This window comes from Hornefia butyriciproducens, from assembly GCF_009695915.1.
GTDB lineage: Bacteria > Bacillota > Clostridia > Peptostreptococcales > Anaerovoracaceae > Aminicella > Aminicella butyriciproducens.
This window is the reverse complement of record NZ_VUMZ01000001.1, coordinates 202,451-220,038: the sequence shown is the minus strand read 5'-3', so window position 1 is coordinate 220,038 and position 17,588 is coordinate 202,451. Positions and strand designations below refer to the sequence as shown.

General features: G+C 51.6%; 17 protein-coding genes. All 17 read left to right on the top strand.

Annotated elements, in window-relative coordinates; genetic code table 11:
- The first annotated feature begins 284 nt into the window (after positions 1-284).
- The 17 genes from ftsE (at position 285) to FYJ64_RS00900 (ending at position 17,556) form a co-directional block, all read left to right on the top strand.
- Entirely contained in the window at positions 285-1,001 is a 717-nt protein-coding gene (gene ftsE, locus FYJ64_RS00980) for a cell division ATP-binding protein FtsE (RefSeq protein ID WP_075714779.1), read from the top strand.
- Positions 994-1,884, top strand: a complete 891-nt coding sequence (ftsX, locus tag FYJ64_RS00975) for a permease-like cell division protein FtsX (protein WP_154573382.1) — start codon at positions 994-996, stop codon at positions 1,882-1,884. The genes ftsE and ftsX overlap by 8 nt, the downstream gene beginning before the upstream one ends.
- A 16-nt stretch (positions 1,885-1,900) precedes the next feature.
- Positions 1,901-2,953, top strand: coding sequence for a murein hydrolase activator EnvC family protein (locus FYJ64_RS00970; protein ID WP_154573381.1), 1,053 nt, complete (start codon positions 1,901-1,903; stop codon positions 2,951-2,953).
- 32 nt (positions 2,954-2,985) lie between these two features.
- A complete protein-coding gene (gene recJ / locus FYJ64_RS00965; protein WP_154573380.1) occupies positions 2,986-4,632 on the top strand; it encodes a single-stranded-DNA-specific exonuclease RecJ in 1,647 nt (548 codons plus the stop codon).
- 21 nt (positions 4,633-4,653) lie between these two features.
- Positions 4,654-5,826, top strand: coding sequence for a S41 family peptidase (locus FYJ64_RS00960; protein WP_206045492.1), 1,173 nt, complete (start codon positions 4,654-4,656; stop codon positions 5,824-5,826).
- 72 nt (positions 5,827-5,898) lie between these two features.
- Positions 5,899-6,216 (top strand): YerC/YecD family TrpR-related protein, encoded by a 318-nt coding sequence (locus tag FYJ64_RS00955; RefSeq protein ID WP_154573378.1) that lies wholly within the window; start codon positions 5,899-5,901, stop codon positions 6,214-6,216.
- A gap of 113 nt (positions 6,217-6,329) precedes the next feature.
- Positions 6,330-6,875 (top strand): 4'-phosphopantetheinyl transferase family protein, encoded by a 546-nt coding sequence (locus FYJ64_RS00950; protein WP_154573377.1) that lies wholly within the window; start codon positions 6,330-6,332, stop codon positions 6,873-6,875.
- Positions 6,872-7,348, top strand: a complete 477-nt coding sequence (locus tag FYJ64_RS00945) for a regulatory protein RecX (protein WP_154573376.1) — start codon at positions 6,872-6,874, stop codon at positions 7,346-7,348. The genes FYJ64_RS00950 and FYJ64_RS00945 overlap by 4 nt, the downstream gene beginning before the upstream one ends.
- 43 nt (positions 7,349-7,391) lie before the next feature.
- Entirely contained in the window at positions 7,392-7,913 is a 522-nt protein-coding gene (locus FYJ64_RS00940) for a flavodoxin family protein (RefSeq protein ID WP_154573375.1), read from the top strand.
- Positions 7,910-8,215, top strand: a complete 306-nt coding sequence (locus FYJ64_RS00935; protein WP_154573374.1) for a hypothetical protein — start codon at positions 7,910-7,912, stop codon at positions 8,213-8,215. The genes FYJ64_RS00940 and FYJ64_RS00935 overlap by 4 nt, the downstream gene beginning before the upstream one ends.
- Positions 8,216-8,298: 83 nt before the next feature.
- Complete coding sequence (locus FYJ64_RS00930; RefSeq protein WP_154573373.1) at positions 8,299-9,372, top strand: CobW family GTP-binding protein; 1,074 nt, start codon at positions 8,299-8,301, stop codon at positions 9,370-9,372.
- Between the two features lie 43 nt (positions 9,373-9,415).
- A complete protein-coding gene (locus FYJ64_RS00925; protein WP_154573372.1) occupies positions 9,416-10,393 on the top strand; it encodes a TIGR03943 family putative permease subunit in 978 nt (325 codons plus the stop codon).
- Between the two features lie 78 nt (positions 10,394-10,471).
- Positions 10,472-13,189: a CDP-glycerol glycerophosphotransferase family protein gene (locus FYJ64_RS00920; RefSeq protein WP_154573371.1), complete on the top strand. Its 2,718-nt coding sequence runs from the start codon at positions 10,472-10,474 to the stop codon at positions 13,187-13,189.
- A 101-nt stretch (positions 13,190-13,290) separates the two neighbouring features.
- Complete coding sequence (locus FYJ64_RS00915) at positions 13,291-15,024, top strand: Na/Pi cotransporter family protein (protein ID WP_154573370.1); 1,734 nt, start codon at positions 13,291-13,293, stop codon at positions 15,022-15,024.
- A gap of 584 nt (positions 15,025-15,608) precedes the next feature.
- Positions 15,609-16,049, top strand: coding sequence for a 4Fe-4S dicluster domain-containing protein (locus FYJ64_RS00910; protein WP_154573369.1), 441 nt, complete (start codon positions 15,609-15,611; stop codon positions 16,047-16,049).
- Between the two features lie 12 nt (positions 16,050-16,061).
- Positions 16,062-16,625 (top strand): 5-formyltetrahydrofolate cyclo-ligase, encoded by a 564-nt coding sequence (locus FYJ64_RS00905; protein WP_154573368.1) that lies wholly within the window; start codon positions 16,062-16,064, stop codon positions 16,623-16,625.
- Positions 16,615-17,556, top strand: coding sequence for an AEC family transporter (locus FYJ64_RS00900; RefSeq protein ID WP_154573367.1), 942 nt, complete (start codon positions 16,615-16,617; stop codon positions 17,554-17,556). The genes FYJ64_RS00905 and FYJ64_RS00900 overlap by 11 nt, the downstream gene beginning before the upstream one ends.
- The last annotated feature ends 32 nt before the right edge of the window (positions 17,557-17,588 follow it).

The window sequence follows — 17,588 nt, the reverse complement described above, 5'->3', positions numbered from 1 at the left end:
GGGCTGTGTCATCAGGCGAATCATCGCAGGTGGACGGCCCCTTTTTCGCGGTCGAGAAGCGTCCTGCTGCGAGACGGCGGAAATCTGCGGTTTAAGCGTCCTGCTGTGTGACAGCGGGAATTCTCCGGCCGGACCGCGTATGCTTTTGTTCCAGCTGCCGGGGAAGTCTGCCTTCACAAAACCTTCATACTGAGAAGGTTTGCAAAACGGAAAAAACATGGTATACTATACGAGTTATTAAGAAAACTTAAGAAATACTCCAGATACAAAGGATAGCATTTTATATGATAACATTTACAAACGTAACGAAGATGTACGGGGAGAATGTCGGGCTGGAGAACGCCAGTGTCAACATTGAAAACGGAGACTTCGTATTTCTGGTAGGGCCCAGCGGCGCCGGGAAATCCACATTTATCAAGCTGATTCTGAAAGAGCTTGATGCGGACGCCGGAAAGATTCAGGTCGGCGAATACGATGTGACTAATCTTTCGAACCGTCAGATACCACAGCTGCGCCGGAAAATCGGAATCGTGTTTCAGGATTTCAGGCTGCTGCCGAAGAAAACCGTATTTGAAAATGTGGCTTTTGCCATGGAAATCATGCATAAGAGCCGCCGCCAGATCCGCAAAAGGGTGCCTCAGGTGCTGACTCTGGTGGGAATCGGAGACAAGGCCAAGCGGTACCCTCAGGAGCTTTCTGCGGGTGAACAGCAGCGTGTGGCCATTGCAAGAGCCATCATCAACAATCCCAAGGTGCTGATTGCAGACGAGCCTACCGGGAATCTCGACCCGGACACCGCGACCGGTATCATGCAGCTTCTGGATGAGATCAACGAGACCGGAACTACCATCGTCATGGTGACTCACGCAAAGGACATCGTGGACCGCATGAACAAGCGTGTCATCGCCATTGAATCCGGTCATATCGTGCGGGACGATTACGGACAGTACGGATATGACGAGGATGACGATTACAGGGAGGAGGTCTTCACGGATGATTAGACTGTTCTACAACATCAAGCAGGCGATCCTCCAGATCGGCAGAAACAAAGGAATGGCGCTGGCTTCCATCTTCGCGATCACGGCGATGATGCTGATTCTCGGAATGTTCTTTGTGATCGTCGTCAACGTCAACCTGTTCACGGAAATGGTCAAGCAGGACTACGACACGGTTGAGGTCTACCTGATGGACAGCACGGACACCAAACAGGCTCAGACCATCATGGATACATTGGAAAACATCAACGGCGTTAACAAGGTACAGTATCGCACGAAGGATCAGGCTCTGGAAATCCTGAAGGAGCGCTGGGGAGAAAGCGGTTATCTGCTGGATTCCCTGGGGGACAATCCTCTGCCGAATTCGGTCCTTGTCAAGGTGGACAACCTCAGCGCCGCCAACCGGGTCAATTCGGCCGCAGGCAAGATTGCCGGAGTGGAGAGCACGAAATATTATAAGGAAACGGTTGACAAGCTGACGAGGGTTACCAATTTCATGGCAATCGCGGCCATGGTGATCATGCTGTTTCTGATTATCGTTTCCATCGTGGTCGTCGCAAACACCATACGACTTACGGTGTTTGCCCGGGCGCGGGAAATTTCCATAATGAAATATGTCGGCGCGACAAACTGGTTCGTCCGGGGGCCTTTCCTTGTGGAAGGTATAATAATCGGCGCAGTTTCTTCATTGATCGCGGCCGGCGTGACATATCTGTTCTACGGAAGGATTGTAGACGCTATCGGCGTCAAGGTGATGACGATCCTGTCATCTCCGCTGGTGCCGGCAGGTTATCTGGCAAGCAACCTGGTCATCATATTCCTGGCACTGGGCGTTGGAATCGGATCGACCGGCAGTATCATCTCGATGAGAAAGTTCCTGGATAAGTAAGCAGGGAGGGTTCAAGATGAAAAAAAAGCAGTTACTGATTGTTACGATGATCGCATCTCTGATCGTGTGCTTCTGTCCTCTGCAGGCAAGTTATGCGACAAAGAGCGTGAAGAAGCAGAAAAAACAGCTGAAGGAGGTTCAGGCCCAGAAGGACGACATCTCCGAGGAACTGAGCACACTGAAGTCGCGGATCAGGAAGAAGCAGAAGGCCCTGAATACGATTAACAGCGACATCAGGGTGAAGGAAAAGCAGATCGCGAAGTCGGAAAAGGAACTGGAGCAGACGAAGAAGGATATCAATGCTCGTAAGGACGGTCTGAACAAGCGTCTTCGCAATATGTACAAGAGCGGCTCCATTGGATATCTGGATGTGATTCTGGGCTCCAACAGCGTGGAGGAGCTCGTTACAAATGTAGATCTGGTGCAGAAGATCTTCAGCAATGACCAGAACATTCTGACTGAGCTGAAATCCCAGAAGAAGGCGATTCAGGAGAAGGAGGCAAAGCTTAAGAAGGAGAAATCAGAGCTGAGTAAGGAGCAGGAAAAGCAGAAGACGGCGAAGGCGTCTTTGGACAGCACAAAGGCCACACTGCAGGCCAAGTATGATTCTCTGGAAAAGACCGAGAATAAGCTGAAGAATGAAATCGCTGCCGCAGCCAGCGCCGGGGGCGTTGTGTACTCCGGAGGCAAGTGGGCTTTTCCTCTGCCGGGCGGCTATACGCTGACTTCCCATTTCGGAGAGGCCAGAAGTTATGAAAGTCATCCGGGAGTTGATCTGGCTGTACCGACAGGAACGCCGGTTTACGCGGCGCAGAGCGGAAAGGTGGTAAGATCAGGTTCCTATGGCGGATACGGATATGCTGTGGTCATCTACCACGGAAACGGCCTCACATCTGTTTACGGTCACAATTCCAGGCTTCTGGTAAGTGCGGGACAGACGGTGAAAAGAGGCCAGAAGATCGCTTTGGCGGGATCGACAGGCTGGAGTACAGGCTCTCATCTCCATTTCGAGGTTCGCAACAGCGCCGGTACGCCGATCAGCCCGAGACCGTACATTGGAATCTCATGATGAAGGCATGATGAAAGGAAGTAAATCTGCGAATGGAGTTGCAGCCTAAGCTGATAGAATTACTGAATAAAAGAGGAATACGGTCAGAAGAGGAATTAGCAGAGTTCCTCTCTGACCGTCCTCAGAAAACACATGATCCATTCCTGCTCCATAATATGGAGGCAGGAGTGGATTTGATTTTGTCTGCCATAGAAAAGGGCAGGAAGATCTGCGTGTACGGGGACTACGACGCCGACGGGATTACTTCTGTCGTCGTCATGACGGAGGTGCTGTCCGCTTTGACGGATCGGCTGATGTATTATATCCCGTCACGGTTTGAAGAGGGATACGGACTTAACAAAGGCGCGATTGACCGTGTGCGGGCGATGGGCGCAGAATTCATTATTACCGTGGACTGCGGCAGTGTATCCTGTGAGGAAGTGGAATATGCCAAAGAACTGGGCATGGGAATCCTGGTAACGGATCATCATACAGTGACGGATCGTATCGCCGACTGTCTCGTCATCAATCCGAACCAGCCGGACTGTAATTATCCCTGCCCATGGCTGGCAGGCTGCGGTGTCGCTTTCAAGGTCTGTCAGGCTATCGTCCGGAAAACCGGGCTTCCGAAGAGTATTCTGATCAGGACCCTCGATATGGTGGGAATCGGAACCATCGGGGATATCGTTCCTCTGGTGGATGAAAACCGAACTCTGGCCAAGTACGGACTCAGGGCGGTTAATACGGGAGAGCGGACGAATCTGGCGAGACTCATTGACGCGGTCGGTCTGAAGCAGGGGCATATTACGGCCGAGAACATATCCTTTGTTATCGTTCCACATCTGAATGCGGCCGGAAGAATGGAGCATGCGCGCATTGCTGCGGATATTTTTCTGTCTCGGGATGAGGAACTGATAAGTAAAAATATCCAGCGTGTCTGCGAGTGCAATCTGCAGCGGAAAAAAATCCAGGAGGAGATTTTCCGAAATTGTGAGGAGCAGGTGAACCGTGAACAGGCGGAAAGCCTGTTCCTTATGCTGGATATGGGGAAGGCACACGAGGGCGTGACGGGAATCGTTGCGGGGAAACTGGCGGAGCAGTATTACCGCCCGACGGTGATTCTGACGGATACAGGAGAGAACTGCCTGAAGGGAACGGGACGCAGCATTCCCGGAGTCAATATCTATGAGGTGCTTAAACAGAGCGAGGATCTGTTTGAACGGTTCGGAGGACATGCGGCTGCATGCGGCTTTACGATCCGGAAGGAGCTCTTTCCGCAGCTCCGTCAGAATGCGGAGAACCGGATGAAGCAGCTCCAGACGCAGAACCCGGATATTTTCCGGCGGAAAATCCGGACTGATCTGACTCTGACCGGTGCTGATGTAAATCCGGAGCTGATTCAGCAGCTGTCTCTGCTGGAACCCTGCGGCTGCGGGAACACAAAACCACAGGTGGCGGTTCGCGGCCGAGCCGTGGATCCGGTGCGCATGGGAAGCAACGGACAGTACATGCGGTTTTATGAGGTGATGAGCGGCAGACGGCGTTTGGAATGCGTCGTGTTCCGGGACACGGATACGGTCTGGAACACGGTGTCTGAGGAAGGCGCTGCCGGATGTGAGGTCATCGGCTCTCTGGGTCTGAAAGAATGGAACGGGAGAGTTTCCATGCAGATGATCGTGGAAAATGTCCGTGAAATGTGATATACTGCGAGAATGGAACAGATGATAAAGACAGAAAAGAAGAAACTGATCTTCGTGATCATTTGTACGGTGATCCTGACTCTTCTCGCCGCCGGCGCTGGCTTTCTGGCGTTCTGCAAAATCAGCGGAATGGTCTTTGTGAACAGCGGAACCTATCGGCGGGACGCCGCGATTGCAGAGAAATACAGCAAACTGTACACGATTCAGAAGAAGATCAACACGAACGGCTACTACAAGGTCAGCGAGACGAAGCAGATGAATGCCATGTACAAGGCGCTGGTCAAAAGTGTGGGGGACAAATATTCCGTATACTTCACCGCCAAGGAGGCAAAGGAGTGGGACAACTACGTCAACGGAACATTTTACGGCATCGGCATCGTCTTCAGTGAGGACGAGGACGGAAATTACGTTATCAATGACGTTATGGACGAGAGTCCGGCAAAGTCCGCGGGGCTGAAGAAAAACGACATCATCCGCAAGGTGGACGGAAAGACTTTCCCGAGCACGACGGAACTGAAAAAGGCGATTACGGGGAAACAGGGAACCAGAGTGAAGGTGACCTATGAACGCGGCGGCGCCGAGAAGACGGTCTCCATCATCCGGGGAGAAGTCAGAGAAATCACGGTGAAAGGAACAATGCTGAAGGGGAAGATCGGATACATCCGCATCAGCTCCTTCGCTGAAAAGACCGCGGAGGAATTCAAAACCGAGTTGAAAGCTCTGGAAAAGAAGAATCCTAAGGGAGTGATCATCGATATACGCGCCAACGGAGGCGGTTACGCGAATCAGGGCATTGAAATTGCGGATATGCTGCTTCCGGAGGGGACGATCACATATGTCAAAGACCGGAACGGGAAGAAGACGTATTTCAATTCAGATGAGAGCTGTACCAGGCTGAAGTACGTTCTGCTGGTGGACGGAAACACCGCCAGCACTTCGGAGCTTCTGGCGGCGGCAGTGAAGGACAACAGGGGCGGAAAACTTGTCGGCGCCACGACCTTCGGCAAGGGTATCATGCAGGCGGAATATCCGTTCCGGGACGGATCTGCGCTGAAGCTTACGACTCACCAGTATTTCTCTCCGAAGGGGCACCGGATCAACGGGAAGGGTGTCCGGCCCGATTACGTGGTGAAACTGAAGTCATCAGACACGACGGACCGTCAGCTTCAGAAGGCGATGGATCTGCTGAAATAGCCAGCGCTCGTTGACTTTAATGCGCAAAAGTGCTATACTCAGTGCAGAGAAGGTGGAAGGAGAATATTGGAAATGGCCTATGAATCGAAATTCCAGCGTGAGGATATCGATGAGCTGTTTGACGCAGTGCTTACGCTGAAGGATCGGGAGGACTGCTATCGTTTCTTTGAAGATATCTGCACTGTGAACGAGATCCATGCGATCGCGCAGCGGCTGCAGGTTGCCAGGCTGCTTTCGGAGAAGCACACATATAATGAGATCGAGAAGGCGACCAGCGCGTCTACCGCGACCATCAGCCGTATCAACAAATGCCTGGTCTACGGTGCAGACGGCTACCGGCGGGTACTGGAACGTCTGGCCGGGAAGGAATCGGCGGAGCAGAAGAAATAATACAATTGCGGATGAAAACGATTACGGGTATGGGGCAGCGATGTGGAAGCTGTCCCCCGTTTTTTTGTTAACGGCTTTAATGAAAATCTGAAGGAAAAGAACGGAGAGGAAGCATGAATTCAGTTTACATTTACGACGGTGATTACAAAACAGGTAAAGAAGGAGAACATCTGGTCCGGCTGGCGGCGGCGCGGCACTGCCTGGAGGCCGGGCTGGATTTCGATCCGCGGAGCGCAGAAATCGTACGCGACGAAAAGGGCAAACCCTATTTCGCGGAGGTTCCGCTGGAATTTTCCCTGACGCACAGCGGAAAACTCTGGATGTGCATGTTTTCAGACGCTCCCTGCGGACTTGATCTGCAGCTGATGAAGGAGTGCGATTATGAACGGCTGGCCGACAGGTGGTTTCTGCCCGGGGAGGCGGACTATGTAAAAGAGACTGGCGAAGAGGGGTTCTTTCAGATCTGGGTGCGCAAGGAGGCCTACTGCAAGATGACGGGAGAAGGACTCTTCGGCGGCGAGATGCCGGATGTGCTGGCGGATGAGGGACGCTGCGGCGGAAGACCATATGCCTTCGGGGAAATCGAGATTTCCGATGAGATGAAATGTGCGTTCTGTTCTTCCGGAGATCGTGAGTACGAACTGAGGATTCTGGCATGAACAGAAGCTGTGATGAAGCGGCAGTAAGAAAACTCGCCGACAGGATGATGACAGCCGCGGAGATGAAATCGTTTCTGAGCGGAAGGGGCTATGAGGCCGAGGAGATCAGACAGACGGTGCGTCAGCTTCAGGAGGACGGATACCTCGACGACAGAAACTACTGTGCGGAATATTTTGTCGCTGCCTTTCGCAGGAACAAAGGAAAGTACCGTGTGTTCGCGGAACTCCGGAGGAAAGGCGTAGATGAGGAAATCATCGCGGCCGCATATGAAGACTATGCAGAGGAGCAGCCTGTCGATGAAACGTCTATGGCCCGCGAGGAAGCGGAGAAGGTGCTGCGTCTCGCGGATCTCACGCCGGAGGATCCTGTTCCGGACAAAATCAGGGGACGAATTGCACGCAGACTCAGCAGTCTGGGTTACGGCTCCGGAATCATCTACGCAATCCTGGAGGATCTGAAAAGAGGGGAGTGAAAGATTCTTTCAGCAGATACCTTCCGGGGGGAAAGGAGAAAAAATGATACGGAATAAAGACAGGAAAATCGCGGTTGTGTTTTTTTCACTTGGAGGGAACACAGAGTATGTGGTACAGCGGATTCTGGAGGCGATCGGCGATGAGACGGCGGTCGATGTGGTTCGTCTGGAGCCGATTAAGCCCTATGCAGATGCGGGACCGATGAAATACATCAAGGGAGGCGCTGCCGCGTCCCTGGGTTCCAGGCCGCAGCTGAAGCCATACAGTTTTGACCCGAAGAAATATGATGCGGTCATTGTGGGCTCTCCGATCTGGGCGGGCACGATTGCTCCGCCGATCCGCACATTTCTGCTGGCTAACAAAATCAAGGGCAAGAAAATCGGCGTTGCTCTGTGCAGCTCTTCGGGGCGGGCGGATAAATGTTTCAGCAGAATTGAAAAATATCTGAAGAAAACCGAGATTATCTCAAAACTGAGCCTGGTCGACCCAGCGAAAAATAAAAATGGCGGCGATCTGTACGAAATCCGGAGATTCGTCCGCGAAATAATGGAGGCGAGAGGATGAAAGAAATCGTTTTAGTTCCGGACACGCCGCTGTACAATTATGTCGATGTGGCGGTTATGGATTTTCCGAAAGGAAGAGAAGACGGCACGCAGCGGCGCCGCTGTGTGATACGGGTGGAGTTCTCCAGATACGATGTGAGTCAGCTGCAGAAGCAGGGAATGGATATGGATGCGGCGATGCGCTACTATGAGGATTACCTTTACAAAGTTGTGAAGATGAACCTTGCTTCTGACTGGAAATGTGTGGACGGCTGGGATCAGGTCATGAATGTGGTAAGGGAAAACGTGGCCCGCTTTTACTGATGCGGCGTTTATACTTCTGCCGGAAGGGTATATAAAGAAGGTAAACGACGAACAAAAAATTAACGGAAAGAGATGATTTTTTTATGGCAAAAGTAGATATTTTCTCCGGTTTTCTTGGAGCCGGAAAAACGACGCTGATCAAAAAACTGATTGAAGAGGCGTATGGTGACGAGAAGATCGTTCTGATTGAGAACGAATTCGGCGAAATCGGCGTAGACGGCGGATTTCTGAAGGATACCGGAGTGCAGATCAATGAGATGGACTCGGGCTGCATCTGCTGCAGTCTGGTAGGCGATTTCGGACGGGCGCTGAATCAGGTCATCGAGCAGTTTTCCCCGGATCGGATTCTGATCGAGCCGTCTGGCGTTGGAAAACTCAGCGACGTGATTATTGCCGTGCAGGATCTGCATAATGATCAGATTCAGCTGAACGGTTTCACGACTGTTGTGGATGCGAAGAAATGCAAGATGTATATGAAGAACTTCGGTGAGTTCTTCAACAATCAGGTGGAGCACGCGAGCTCTATCATTCTGAGTCATGTGGACGGACTTTCCCAGGAGAAGCTGGACACCTGCGTCGCTCTTCTGAGAGAGCATAACAGGGACGCCTCCATTGTTACGACGCCGTGGGATCAGATTACAGGTGCACAGATTCTGGAGACTATGGAGAAGAAAAAGACTTTGTCCGCAGAACTCGACAGACTCCGTGAGGAGGCTTATGCGGAGGAGGAGGCCCATGCTCATGAGCACGGGCACGAGCACCATGACCACGAACACGGGCATGAGCACCAAGACCACGAACATGAACATCATCACCATGACCACGAACATGAACATGAACATGAACATCATCACCATCATCACGACGGTCACCACCATGCGGATGAAGTGTTTGAGGATTTCGGAGCGGAGACTGCGCATAAATATACGCAGGAGCAGATACGCGATGCGCTGACCGGTCTTCAGAATATCGCCGAGGTGGGCCAGGTGCTTCGGGCAAAAGGTATTGTAGAGGGCAAGGACGGACAGTGGATCCATTTCGATTATGTGCCGGGAGAACCGGATGTGCGTACAGGAGCCGCGGCAACGACCGGAATGATCTGCGTTATCGGTGCGGGAATCGACCGCGACCGCATCAGCGAACTTTTCGCGTTGTAGTCTGAAGTCATCTGGGGATTATAAGGAGAACAAAGGAGGCAGTATGGAAATACCGGTATATCTGTTTACAGGCTTCCTGGAGTCGGGAAAGACCACATTTATTCAGGAGGCTCTGGAAGGTCCGGACTTTAATATGGGTGAGCGGACTTTGTTTTTGCTGTGTGAAGAGGGCGAGACTGAATATCACCCCTCTAAGTTTTTCGGAACGAATGTTTTCTTTGAGACCGTCGAGGATGAAGAGGATCTCAGCGAGGAACTGCTGGTCAGCCTGCAGAAAAAGCACCGGGTGGAACGTGTAATTGTGGAATATAACGGGATGTGGGGGCTTGACAGCTTTTATCGCGCCATGCCTGCAGAATGGCTGACCTACCAGGAAATGATGTTTGCGGACGCCCGTACATTTCTGTCATATAATCAGAATATGCGGCAGCTGGTGTTCGACAAGCTGAAGAGCGCGGAACTCGTGGTGTTCAACCGCTGCGACCGTAAAAAAATGGACGAGGTCGATGAGGAAGGCGTTTCCACGAAGATGCGATTCCATAAAATTGTCCGGGTTGCCAACCGGAAGAGTCAGATACTCTATGAGTATGGCGAAAACGATGTGGAGATGGATACGATTCAGGATCCGCTGCCCTTCGACACAGAACAGCCTGTCATTACGATCCGAGACGACTGGTATGCGGAATGGTATCGGGACATCAACGAAGATCAGCAGAAATATGACGGCAAGATTCTTCATCTGAAAGGACGTCTGGTAAACGGTGGAGACATTCCGAAGAATAAATTTGTGTTCGGGCGCCACGTCATGACCTGCTGTGTCGAGGACATTCAGTTCGCTGGACTTGTCTGCAAATGGACCGATGAGGCGGCGTCATTCGGAAACGGCGACTGGGTTACTGTTTCTGCAAAGGTCCGTATAGAAGATGACCCTGTATATGCGGGTGAGGGCCCAGGACCGGTACTCTATTGTACAGAGGTGAAGAAGGCGGCGCCGGCGGTGCCGGAGGTGGCGACCTTCTGAGATATTCGGAGACAGCCCTGTTTCCGGCGACTGTGCGGAGCAGCAACTGTACCGGGAACGATACACGGGCATAAACCAATGACGGGGATATATATGGAACAGAAGGAAATCGTATGTTCAGTTGTCATACATACCGATCAGAAAACTGAAGAACTGAAAAAGGCCCTGTGTGCACTGGAAAATCAGACTGCCGGTTTTCCGGAAGGCACGCAGGTGCTTTTGATTGAAAACAAAGGCGATGAGGAGCAGCACCGTCTGTGCAGTGATTTCCGGGAAAAGTACGGAGAAAATGTTCGGATTCTTTCCGCATCGACGGTATCTTCCCTGAAAGAACTCAGACAGTACATCCGAGGCTGTTATGTAAATATCTCCGGCGAAGGCGACTACTGGGACGCAGATGCTCTGAGGATCGTCAGGAAAGCGATAAGCGCGCTTCCGCAAAGCGGCGGGCAGACTGTAGAGAATGATGGAGGCTCCAAAATACCGGAAGACGGCGGTTCGGGAAATGTTTCAGAAGCCTGCCCGGAAATTATTACCTGTCGCCGGGAATATCACGGAAAACGAAGCGGTTTTGTCGGGGCAGGCGATCGGAATTTCAGGAAGTCTCATCTTTGCAAAACCGATAAAAGGCCGAAAGAAGTCCTGTACGATCTGGATTCATCTTTCATTCCCGCATCACTGCTGACGGGGGAGGAGTCTGCTCTGGAGGCGGGTGCGGCTGAGCGTCAGACGCTTATCGGCAGGCTGGCGCTGCGATCCGGAAGAATCCGCTACCTGAGAGAGGCGGTGTGCCATGTTTCAGATGTGATTCCCGAACGGGGCGCATGGGATTTTCTGGATCGGAAGGATGAATACTTCTCTTATGCGGAGGCCGCGTATTCCGGTATAATTGAATGCTCTCGGAACTACTGCGGTGAAGTCACTGCCTATGCGCAGAATTTTATTCTCGGCGATCTGCAGACCCGGCTGAAGCAGCCGCTTCCGCAGGAAATGTCCCGGGAGGAAAGAACTGCATACAGGGAACTTATCAGCAGAATTCTGGGTGAAGTGGAGGATCTGACAATCGTAAAGTCCCGTCTTCCGCTTCCGTACAAGGCCTACGCGCTTCGTCTGAAATACGGTGACAGGACTTTTCCGCAGGAACTCCTTCTGAACAGGATACCGATGCAGATCCGGATGCTGGAAGAAAGGGACGGAATGCTTCATCTGGAGGGGGTGAGCGCACATCGCATTCTGGGAGAAAATCGTGAATTCTGCGCGGTGGATACGGCCGGCCGCGAATGGAATCCGCTCTGCATCGAAAATTCACATTATGACAGGAAAGGAATGCTTGGCGATCTGGTTCAGCAGGGAATCTGGTTTACCCTGGATCTTCCGCTGAAGGAAGACACAGTTTACCGGTTCCGTATTTCCGACAGTATGGGTAACTGTGCGTGGATGCCGCTGAAACTGCAGAAGTGGTCCAGACTTTCCGGAATGGAGAACTCCTTCTTTCTCTGCGGAAACAGGATGGTCAGTCGGGAAGAAAATGGAATTGCTGTTTCGTCAGGTAATCTGTATGCGGCGTGGCGGGCCGCAAAAAGACGCGACAGCATCCTGAAGAAACTGGGAAAACCTGAAGTCCTGCGGATTCGGAAAAGGGCTGCCGGCCTGAAGAGAAAAGCGAAAAAAAGGCCGATATGGCTGGTCTTTGACCGTGCGTACCGCGCTGGTGACAACGGCGAGGCTCTGTTCCGGTATCTGATGAAAAGCGATGTGAAGCAGAGCAGAGAAATTTATTTTGTTCTCAACGCGGACAGCGAGGATTACGAACGAATGGCGAAGGCAGGACCCGTGCTGAAGTACGGATCGGAGGAGCATTTGGCGTATTTCCTGGCGGCATCTGAAATTATTTCCTCTGCGGCGGATCAGTGGGTCATCAATCCTTTTGGCAAAGACAGAAAGTATTATCAAGATATGATCGAATCGGATTTTGTGTTCCTGCAGCACGGCGTTACTCAGCAGGATGTTTCAGGATGGCTCCATCGCGGGAATTTGAATATTAAATTATTTGTTACATCTGCAGGGAGAGAATACAGTTCTGTTCTGGACGGTAATTACGGATATGATGAGAGCGTCGTGAAACTGACGGGCATGCCGCGCCATGACCGGCTTCGGGATCACCGGGAAAAACTGATTGCGTTTCTGCCTACCTGGAGGAAGGATCTCGCAGGAACCCTCAGCGACCGGGCGGGAGAACGAAAATACTCCGAGAGCTTCCGTGAGTCTGAATACTTCCGGTTTTATGACGGCCTGATCCATTCGCCGGAACTCCTTGAAGCTATGGAGAGAGCCGGATATCGAGGTGAATTTCATCTGCATCCTTCGCTGCGCAGTCAGCTCAGAGATTTTCAGTCAAACCCGCTGATCACTGTCGGGGATGATCAGATGGATTACAGCGGGATCTTCGCACGGGCATCGCTTCTGATTACGGACTACTCCAGCGTTGCGTTTGATTTTGCCTATCTCAGGAAACCGGTGATATATACACAGTTTGACAGAAACGACATAGAAGGACGGCACATTTTTAAAAAAGGTTATTTCGATTATGAGCAGGACGGATTCGGACCGGTTGTTTACGATCTGCAGACTGCGATAGATGCGATTGTGCGGTTTGTTGCGTCAGACTGTGCGGAGCCGGAACTGTACAGAGACAGAGTGGACACATTCTTCAGGTATAACGACCGCCGCAATTCGGAGCGTGTCTGCCGTGAAATTATCAGAATGGAAGACTCGACCCGTCCATATCTGCGCTGATATTATTTTACAAAGATTTAATATAACTTTTACAGTCCTCTGATAGATAAAAAAAGCTCTGTTTTTGTAAAATTAATGTGAGCGTAAAGGAGGACAGACGAATGAATGAAACGATAAGAGTGGCTTTTGGGCTGATCGGCGGACTGGCGCTGTTCCTGTTCGGCATGAACATGATGAGTGACAGCCTTCAGAAGGTTGCCGGAGAGAAAATGAAAAAAGTGCTGGCGATGCTGACGCGGAATCCCCTTCTCGGAGTGATTTCCGGAGCGCTGGTAACAGCCGTGCTGCAGAGCAGCAGCGCTACCACGGTTATGGCAATCGGATTCGTCAGCGCGGGTTTGATTTCTCTGCCACAGGCAATCTCAGTAATTTTCGGGGCAAACATCGGAACGACGATGACTGCGCAGATTATCGCATTCAACATCAGTGACTATATCTATCCGATTATCTTCATCGGATTTATCATACAGTTTGTAGCAAAATCAGAGAAACTGAAATATATCGGGCAGGCGGTTCTGGCTTTCGGGCTTCTTTTCCTGGGAATCGAAACCATGGGAAATGTCATGAAGCCACTGGCGGACAGCCCGTTTTTTGTGAACCTCATTGCGCAGGTGTCAGACGTTCCTATTCTTGGCGTACTGGTGGGAATGTGCATGACGCTGGTGGTGCAGAGCAGTTCCGCCACCATTGCGGTGTTGCAGAATTTCGCTTCTCAGCCCGGACCGGATGGTGTATCGAGTGTCCTTGGACTGGCCGGAGCGATTCCCGTGTTGCTGGGAGACAACATCGGAACCACGATTACCGCAATCCTGGCCAGCATCGGACAGAGCCGGGACGCGAAGCGGACCGCACTGGCGCACTGCCTGTTCAACGTATCAGGCACGTGCCTGTTCATCTGGTTTATCAAACCATACGCCAGGCTGATTCAGTATATATCGCCGCATGGAGATGAGATCGCAGTAATCTCCCGTCAGATCGCCAACGCTCACACCTGCTTCAATCTTACGATGACACTGATCTGGCTGCCTTTGCTGTGGCTCATGGTAAAGATAGTAATGAAGATTCTGCCAGAGAGGGATTATGAGCGAAAACCGATTACGACGCTGGACGACAACCTGCTGCATCAGCCGGTATCTGCTCTGCATCTTGTATTTGAGGAAATTATCGCATGCAGCGATCGCGTTAATGATATGCTAGTTTCTCTCCGGGGGATCCGGCTGAAAACCCTTAAGGATACACTGCAGGTGGTTCATTCTGAGGCACAGGAAATCGCGGTACAGGGTGACGCAATCAGCGAATATCTGGCGAAGATGTTTTCCAAGGGCGTCCTGACGGAAACGCAGGCGTCAGACACGACAGGACTGATGCTTGTAGTGAATGATATCGACCGGATCAGCGGACTGTGTGGACAGATTTCTGATAACATGGCTAAAGCGAATCAGGGAAAGTCCGGATATTCTAAAGAAGCGATCAAAGAGATTTCCAAGCTGTTTGATGTACTGTCCGGACTTTATGAAGCGGTGCACAGGAGTATCGTCATGGGGAATGTTACGGCGATGCAGAAGTCTATGGATGACAAAGAAGAACTGGTGCGGCTCGATGATAAGATACGCGCCGCTCATATGAAAAGGGTAGGCAAGGGCTTGTGCGATGCCAGTCTTACAATTTCTCTGAACGAACTCCTTCATGATGTTGAGAGAATCGGAAATACATGTCTGGACCTCATGGAGATGGCGTCACAGGAAATCAATTTCAGCAAATTCCTGATCGACAAAAAGAAAAGCGCCGGCGGCCCTCCGGCAATATCCGGACAAAGACCAAAGCTGCAGGCGTAACAGCCGCAGCCGTGTCGTGTGCCGAAAATCCCTGCACTGCTAAAAAAAAAACGGACTGTCCCAAAGACAGTCCGTTTATCGTTCATTATTATTCAGTTTTGCTGACTGAAAGACATATCGTAATCTATATAAATTGAATCTCGATCTATGTCAACTTCGGTATATCTACTCCTTCCATAGACTCCGCAACTGTTACGATATCTGCATGGGGCAACCGCTCTGCTGCTTCCGAGTTCTCCGCGCTGTCGGTTTATCTGCGTGTCCGGCAGGTCTTTCCCTTCATCCGTCTCAGTCATACTGTTTGATTTCAGATCCGTCCAGCCTGACTCTGAAGCAGAAGGCTATGCCCGAATATGTCTCCCGGTCCAATGGTCCGCTTCTGCAATGGCCCTCACTCCTTTCCTGTACCCTTGGTACTTTCTTTATGTTCATATATTAATACATTATCGTACAAAAGTCAATAGGATCCCCACAAAATATCTGAAATAACTGAAATTGTCGGAGCACCCGGTTCCCTGTAGCCGACTTGAAAATATGTGATATAATGGTATCGGTGGCTGCGAGCCACGAGAGGGAGGAAGAATATGCAGATTACGGATCGGATCAAGAACTGCAACGGCTGCGGCGCATGTATCGTCGGATGCCGCGAATACTGTATGAAGATGGAAAAGGATGAGGACGGACGGATGAAGCCGGTCATCGATGAAAACGGCTGCAAACTCTGCAACAACTGCGTGCTGTACTGTCCTTTGTACAATCCGGTGGATATGCCGGGGTTCACGAATTACTATGAGTACAGCGAGGATTATTATTACCGGGATATGCCGAAGGTGTACAGGGAGACGCTGAGACAGGCAAAGTCCGGACAGACGGTGGAGTTCGCGGGAACCCTGTGTCAGATCGCCGGGCTGATTTCACTGATGGGAAACAGACTGAAGCCGAACGTGAAACTTTATCCCCTGCACTGCGATCCGGATAATCCCCACAGACCGGAATGCGCAGAATGTGAGTTTGTAAGAAGATAAACCGGTAAGAAGATGAGCCAGACAGAAGAGAAGAAGAAACTTAGAACGGAAATGAAGGAACGGGCCCGCGGCCTGTCGCGGGACTATTGTGAGACCGCCAGCAGAAGAATCTGCGACAGAGTGACGGCTGATGCGGATTATCAGCAGGCCCGGGTCGTATTCTGCTTTGTCGGCGTAGGTGCAGAGCCGGACACGAGAGCCATACTGGAGGATGCGCTCCGGAGCGGCAAGAGACTCTGTGTTCCGCGCTGCATTGACAAAACAACCATGGAGGCGGTAGAGATCCACAACTGTGACGAAGATCTGGAACGGGGATTTTATGGGCTTCTGGAGCCGAAGGAGGGCCTTGCGTCCGTTCCGCAGGAAGAGATCGAATTCGGTGTTATTCCCTGCGTCAGCTGCGATCACGACGGAAATCGTCTGGGACACGGACGGGGGTACTATGATCGTTACCTGGAAGGGATGGACTTTCCCTGCGCGCTGATCTGCTTCGAGAAAATGACCTGCGGATCGGGAGTGATTCCGGTGGATGAACATGACAGAAAAATCGCCAGGGTGATTACGGATGCTGAGTAATTTTCTGGTATGCGTGTGGGCGGTGCTGCCGCTGTTTATTCTGATGCTTATCGGAGCCGCCGTGAAGTGGAAGGGACTTCTGACTGCAGGGGAAGTGAGCCGGCTAAACCATATGATCTTCGTCGTATGCTATCCCTGTATGATGTTTGAAAACCTGTACGGGGCGGATCTCGCACAGGCATTCGACCTCGGACTTATTTTGTTCGGCGTGGGTTCGGTTCTCACGGTCTGCGCCGTATCGATTCCGATCGTCATGAAGATCGAACCCTCGCAGCGGAGCCGGGGTGCGATGATTCAGGCGATCTACCGGAGCAATTTCATCATCATGGGACTTCCGATGGCGATTAACGTGTACGGGCGGGGAAACGTTGCAGTCACGGCTGTACTGATTGCGGTGGTTGTGCCGCTGTACAATGTCCTTGCTGTGGTCATACTTGAGGTTTTCCGGGGAGGAAAACCGAATGTAAAAACGGTCGTGAAGGGAGTCGTTACGAATCCGATTATTCTGGGAGCGATCGCGGGGCTGTTCTTTGTCTTCACGGGGATCAGACTTCCTGCCCCCATAGAGACTGTGATCGGGGATCTCTCCGTCACGGCGACAACGATGGCGCTGGTGGTGCTGGGGGCATCCTTCAGTTTTCGGAGTCTGGAACGGTGCAGAAGAAATCTGGTGATCTGTGTGACGGGAAGACTGATTGCCGTGCCGGGAATATTTCTGACCGCTGCGGCGGCTGCAGGGTTCCGGGGCGTTGCTTTTGTCAGTCTTGTCTCCATGCTGGCTGCGCCGACTGCGATTTCTTCGTACACTATGGCGGAGTCCATGGGAAGTGATGGAGAACTGGCGGGAAACTGTGTGATCTTTTCGTCGGCGTTTTCCTGTCTGACGCTGTTTCTGTGGCTGTTCCTGTTTAAGAACTTAGGAATGTTTTAACAAAATGCGAATAAGAATGTTTTAACAAAATG

Coding starts and splice junctions, on each gene's coding strand:
- FYJ64_RS00955 (WP_154573378.1), top strand. CDS start 5,899: ATGGCCTATGAATCGAAATTCCAGCGTGAGGATATCGATGAGCTGTTT.
- FYJ64_RS00960 (WP_206045492.1), top strand. CDS start 4,654: ATGATAAAGACAGAAAAGAAGAAACTGATCTTCGTGATCATTTGTACG.
- FYJ64_RS00920 (WP_154573371.1), top strand. CDS start 10,472: ATGACGGGGATATATATGGAACAGAAGGAAATCGTATGTTCAGTTGTC.
- FYJ64_RS00945 (WP_154573376.1), top strand. CDS start 6,872: ATGAACAGAAGCTGTGATGAAGCGGCAGTAAGAAAACTCGCCGACAGG.
- FYJ64_RS00940 (WP_154573375.1), top strand. CDS start 7,392: ATGATACGGAATAAAGACAGGAAAATCGCGGTTGTGTTTTTTTCACTT.
- FYJ64_RS00925 (WP_154573372.1), top strand. CDS start 9,416: ATGGAAATACCGGTATATCTGTTTACAGGCTTCCTGGAGTCGGGAAAG.
- FYJ64_RS00905 (WP_154573368.1), top strand. CDS start 16,062: ATGAGCCAGACAGAAGAGAAGAAGAAACTTAGAACGGAAATGAAGGAA.
- ftsE (WP_075714779.1), top strand. CDS start 285: ATGATAACATTTACAAACGTAACGAAGATGTACGGGGAGAATGTCGGG.
- FYJ64_RS00970 (WP_154573381.1), top strand. CDS start 1,901: ATGAAAAAAAAGCAGTTACTGATTGTTACGATGATCGCATCTCTGATC.
- FYJ64_RS00900 (WP_154573367.1), top strand. CDS start 16,615: ATGCTGAGTAATTTTCTGGTATGCGTGTGGGCGGTGCTGCCGCTGTTT.
- FYJ64_RS00915 (WP_154573370.1), top strand. CDS start 13,291: ATGAATGAAACGATAAGAGTGGCTTTTGGGCTGATCGGCGGACTGGCG.
- FYJ64_RS00930 (WP_154573373.1), top strand. CDS start 8,299: ATGGCAAAAGTAGATATTTTCTCCGGTTTTCTTGGAGCCGGAAAAACG.
- FYJ64_RS00910 (WP_154573369.1), top strand. CDS start 15,609: ATGCAGATTACGGATCGGATCAAGAACTGCAACGGCTGCGGCGCATGT.
- FYJ64_RS00935 (WP_154573374.1), top strand. CDS start 7,910: ATGAAAGAAATCGTTTTAGTTCCGGACACGCCGCTGTACAATTATGTC.
- ftsX (WP_154573382.1), top strand. CDS start 994: ATGATTAGACTGTTCTACAACATCAAGCAGGCGATCCTCCAGATCGGC.
- recJ (WP_154573380.1), top strand. CDS start 2,986: ATGGAGTTGCAGCCTAAGCTGATAGAATTACTGAATAAAAGAGGAATA.
- FYJ64_RS00950 (WP_154573377.1), top strand. CDS start 6,330: ATGAATTCAGTTTACATTTACGACGGTGATTACAAAACAGGTAAAGAA.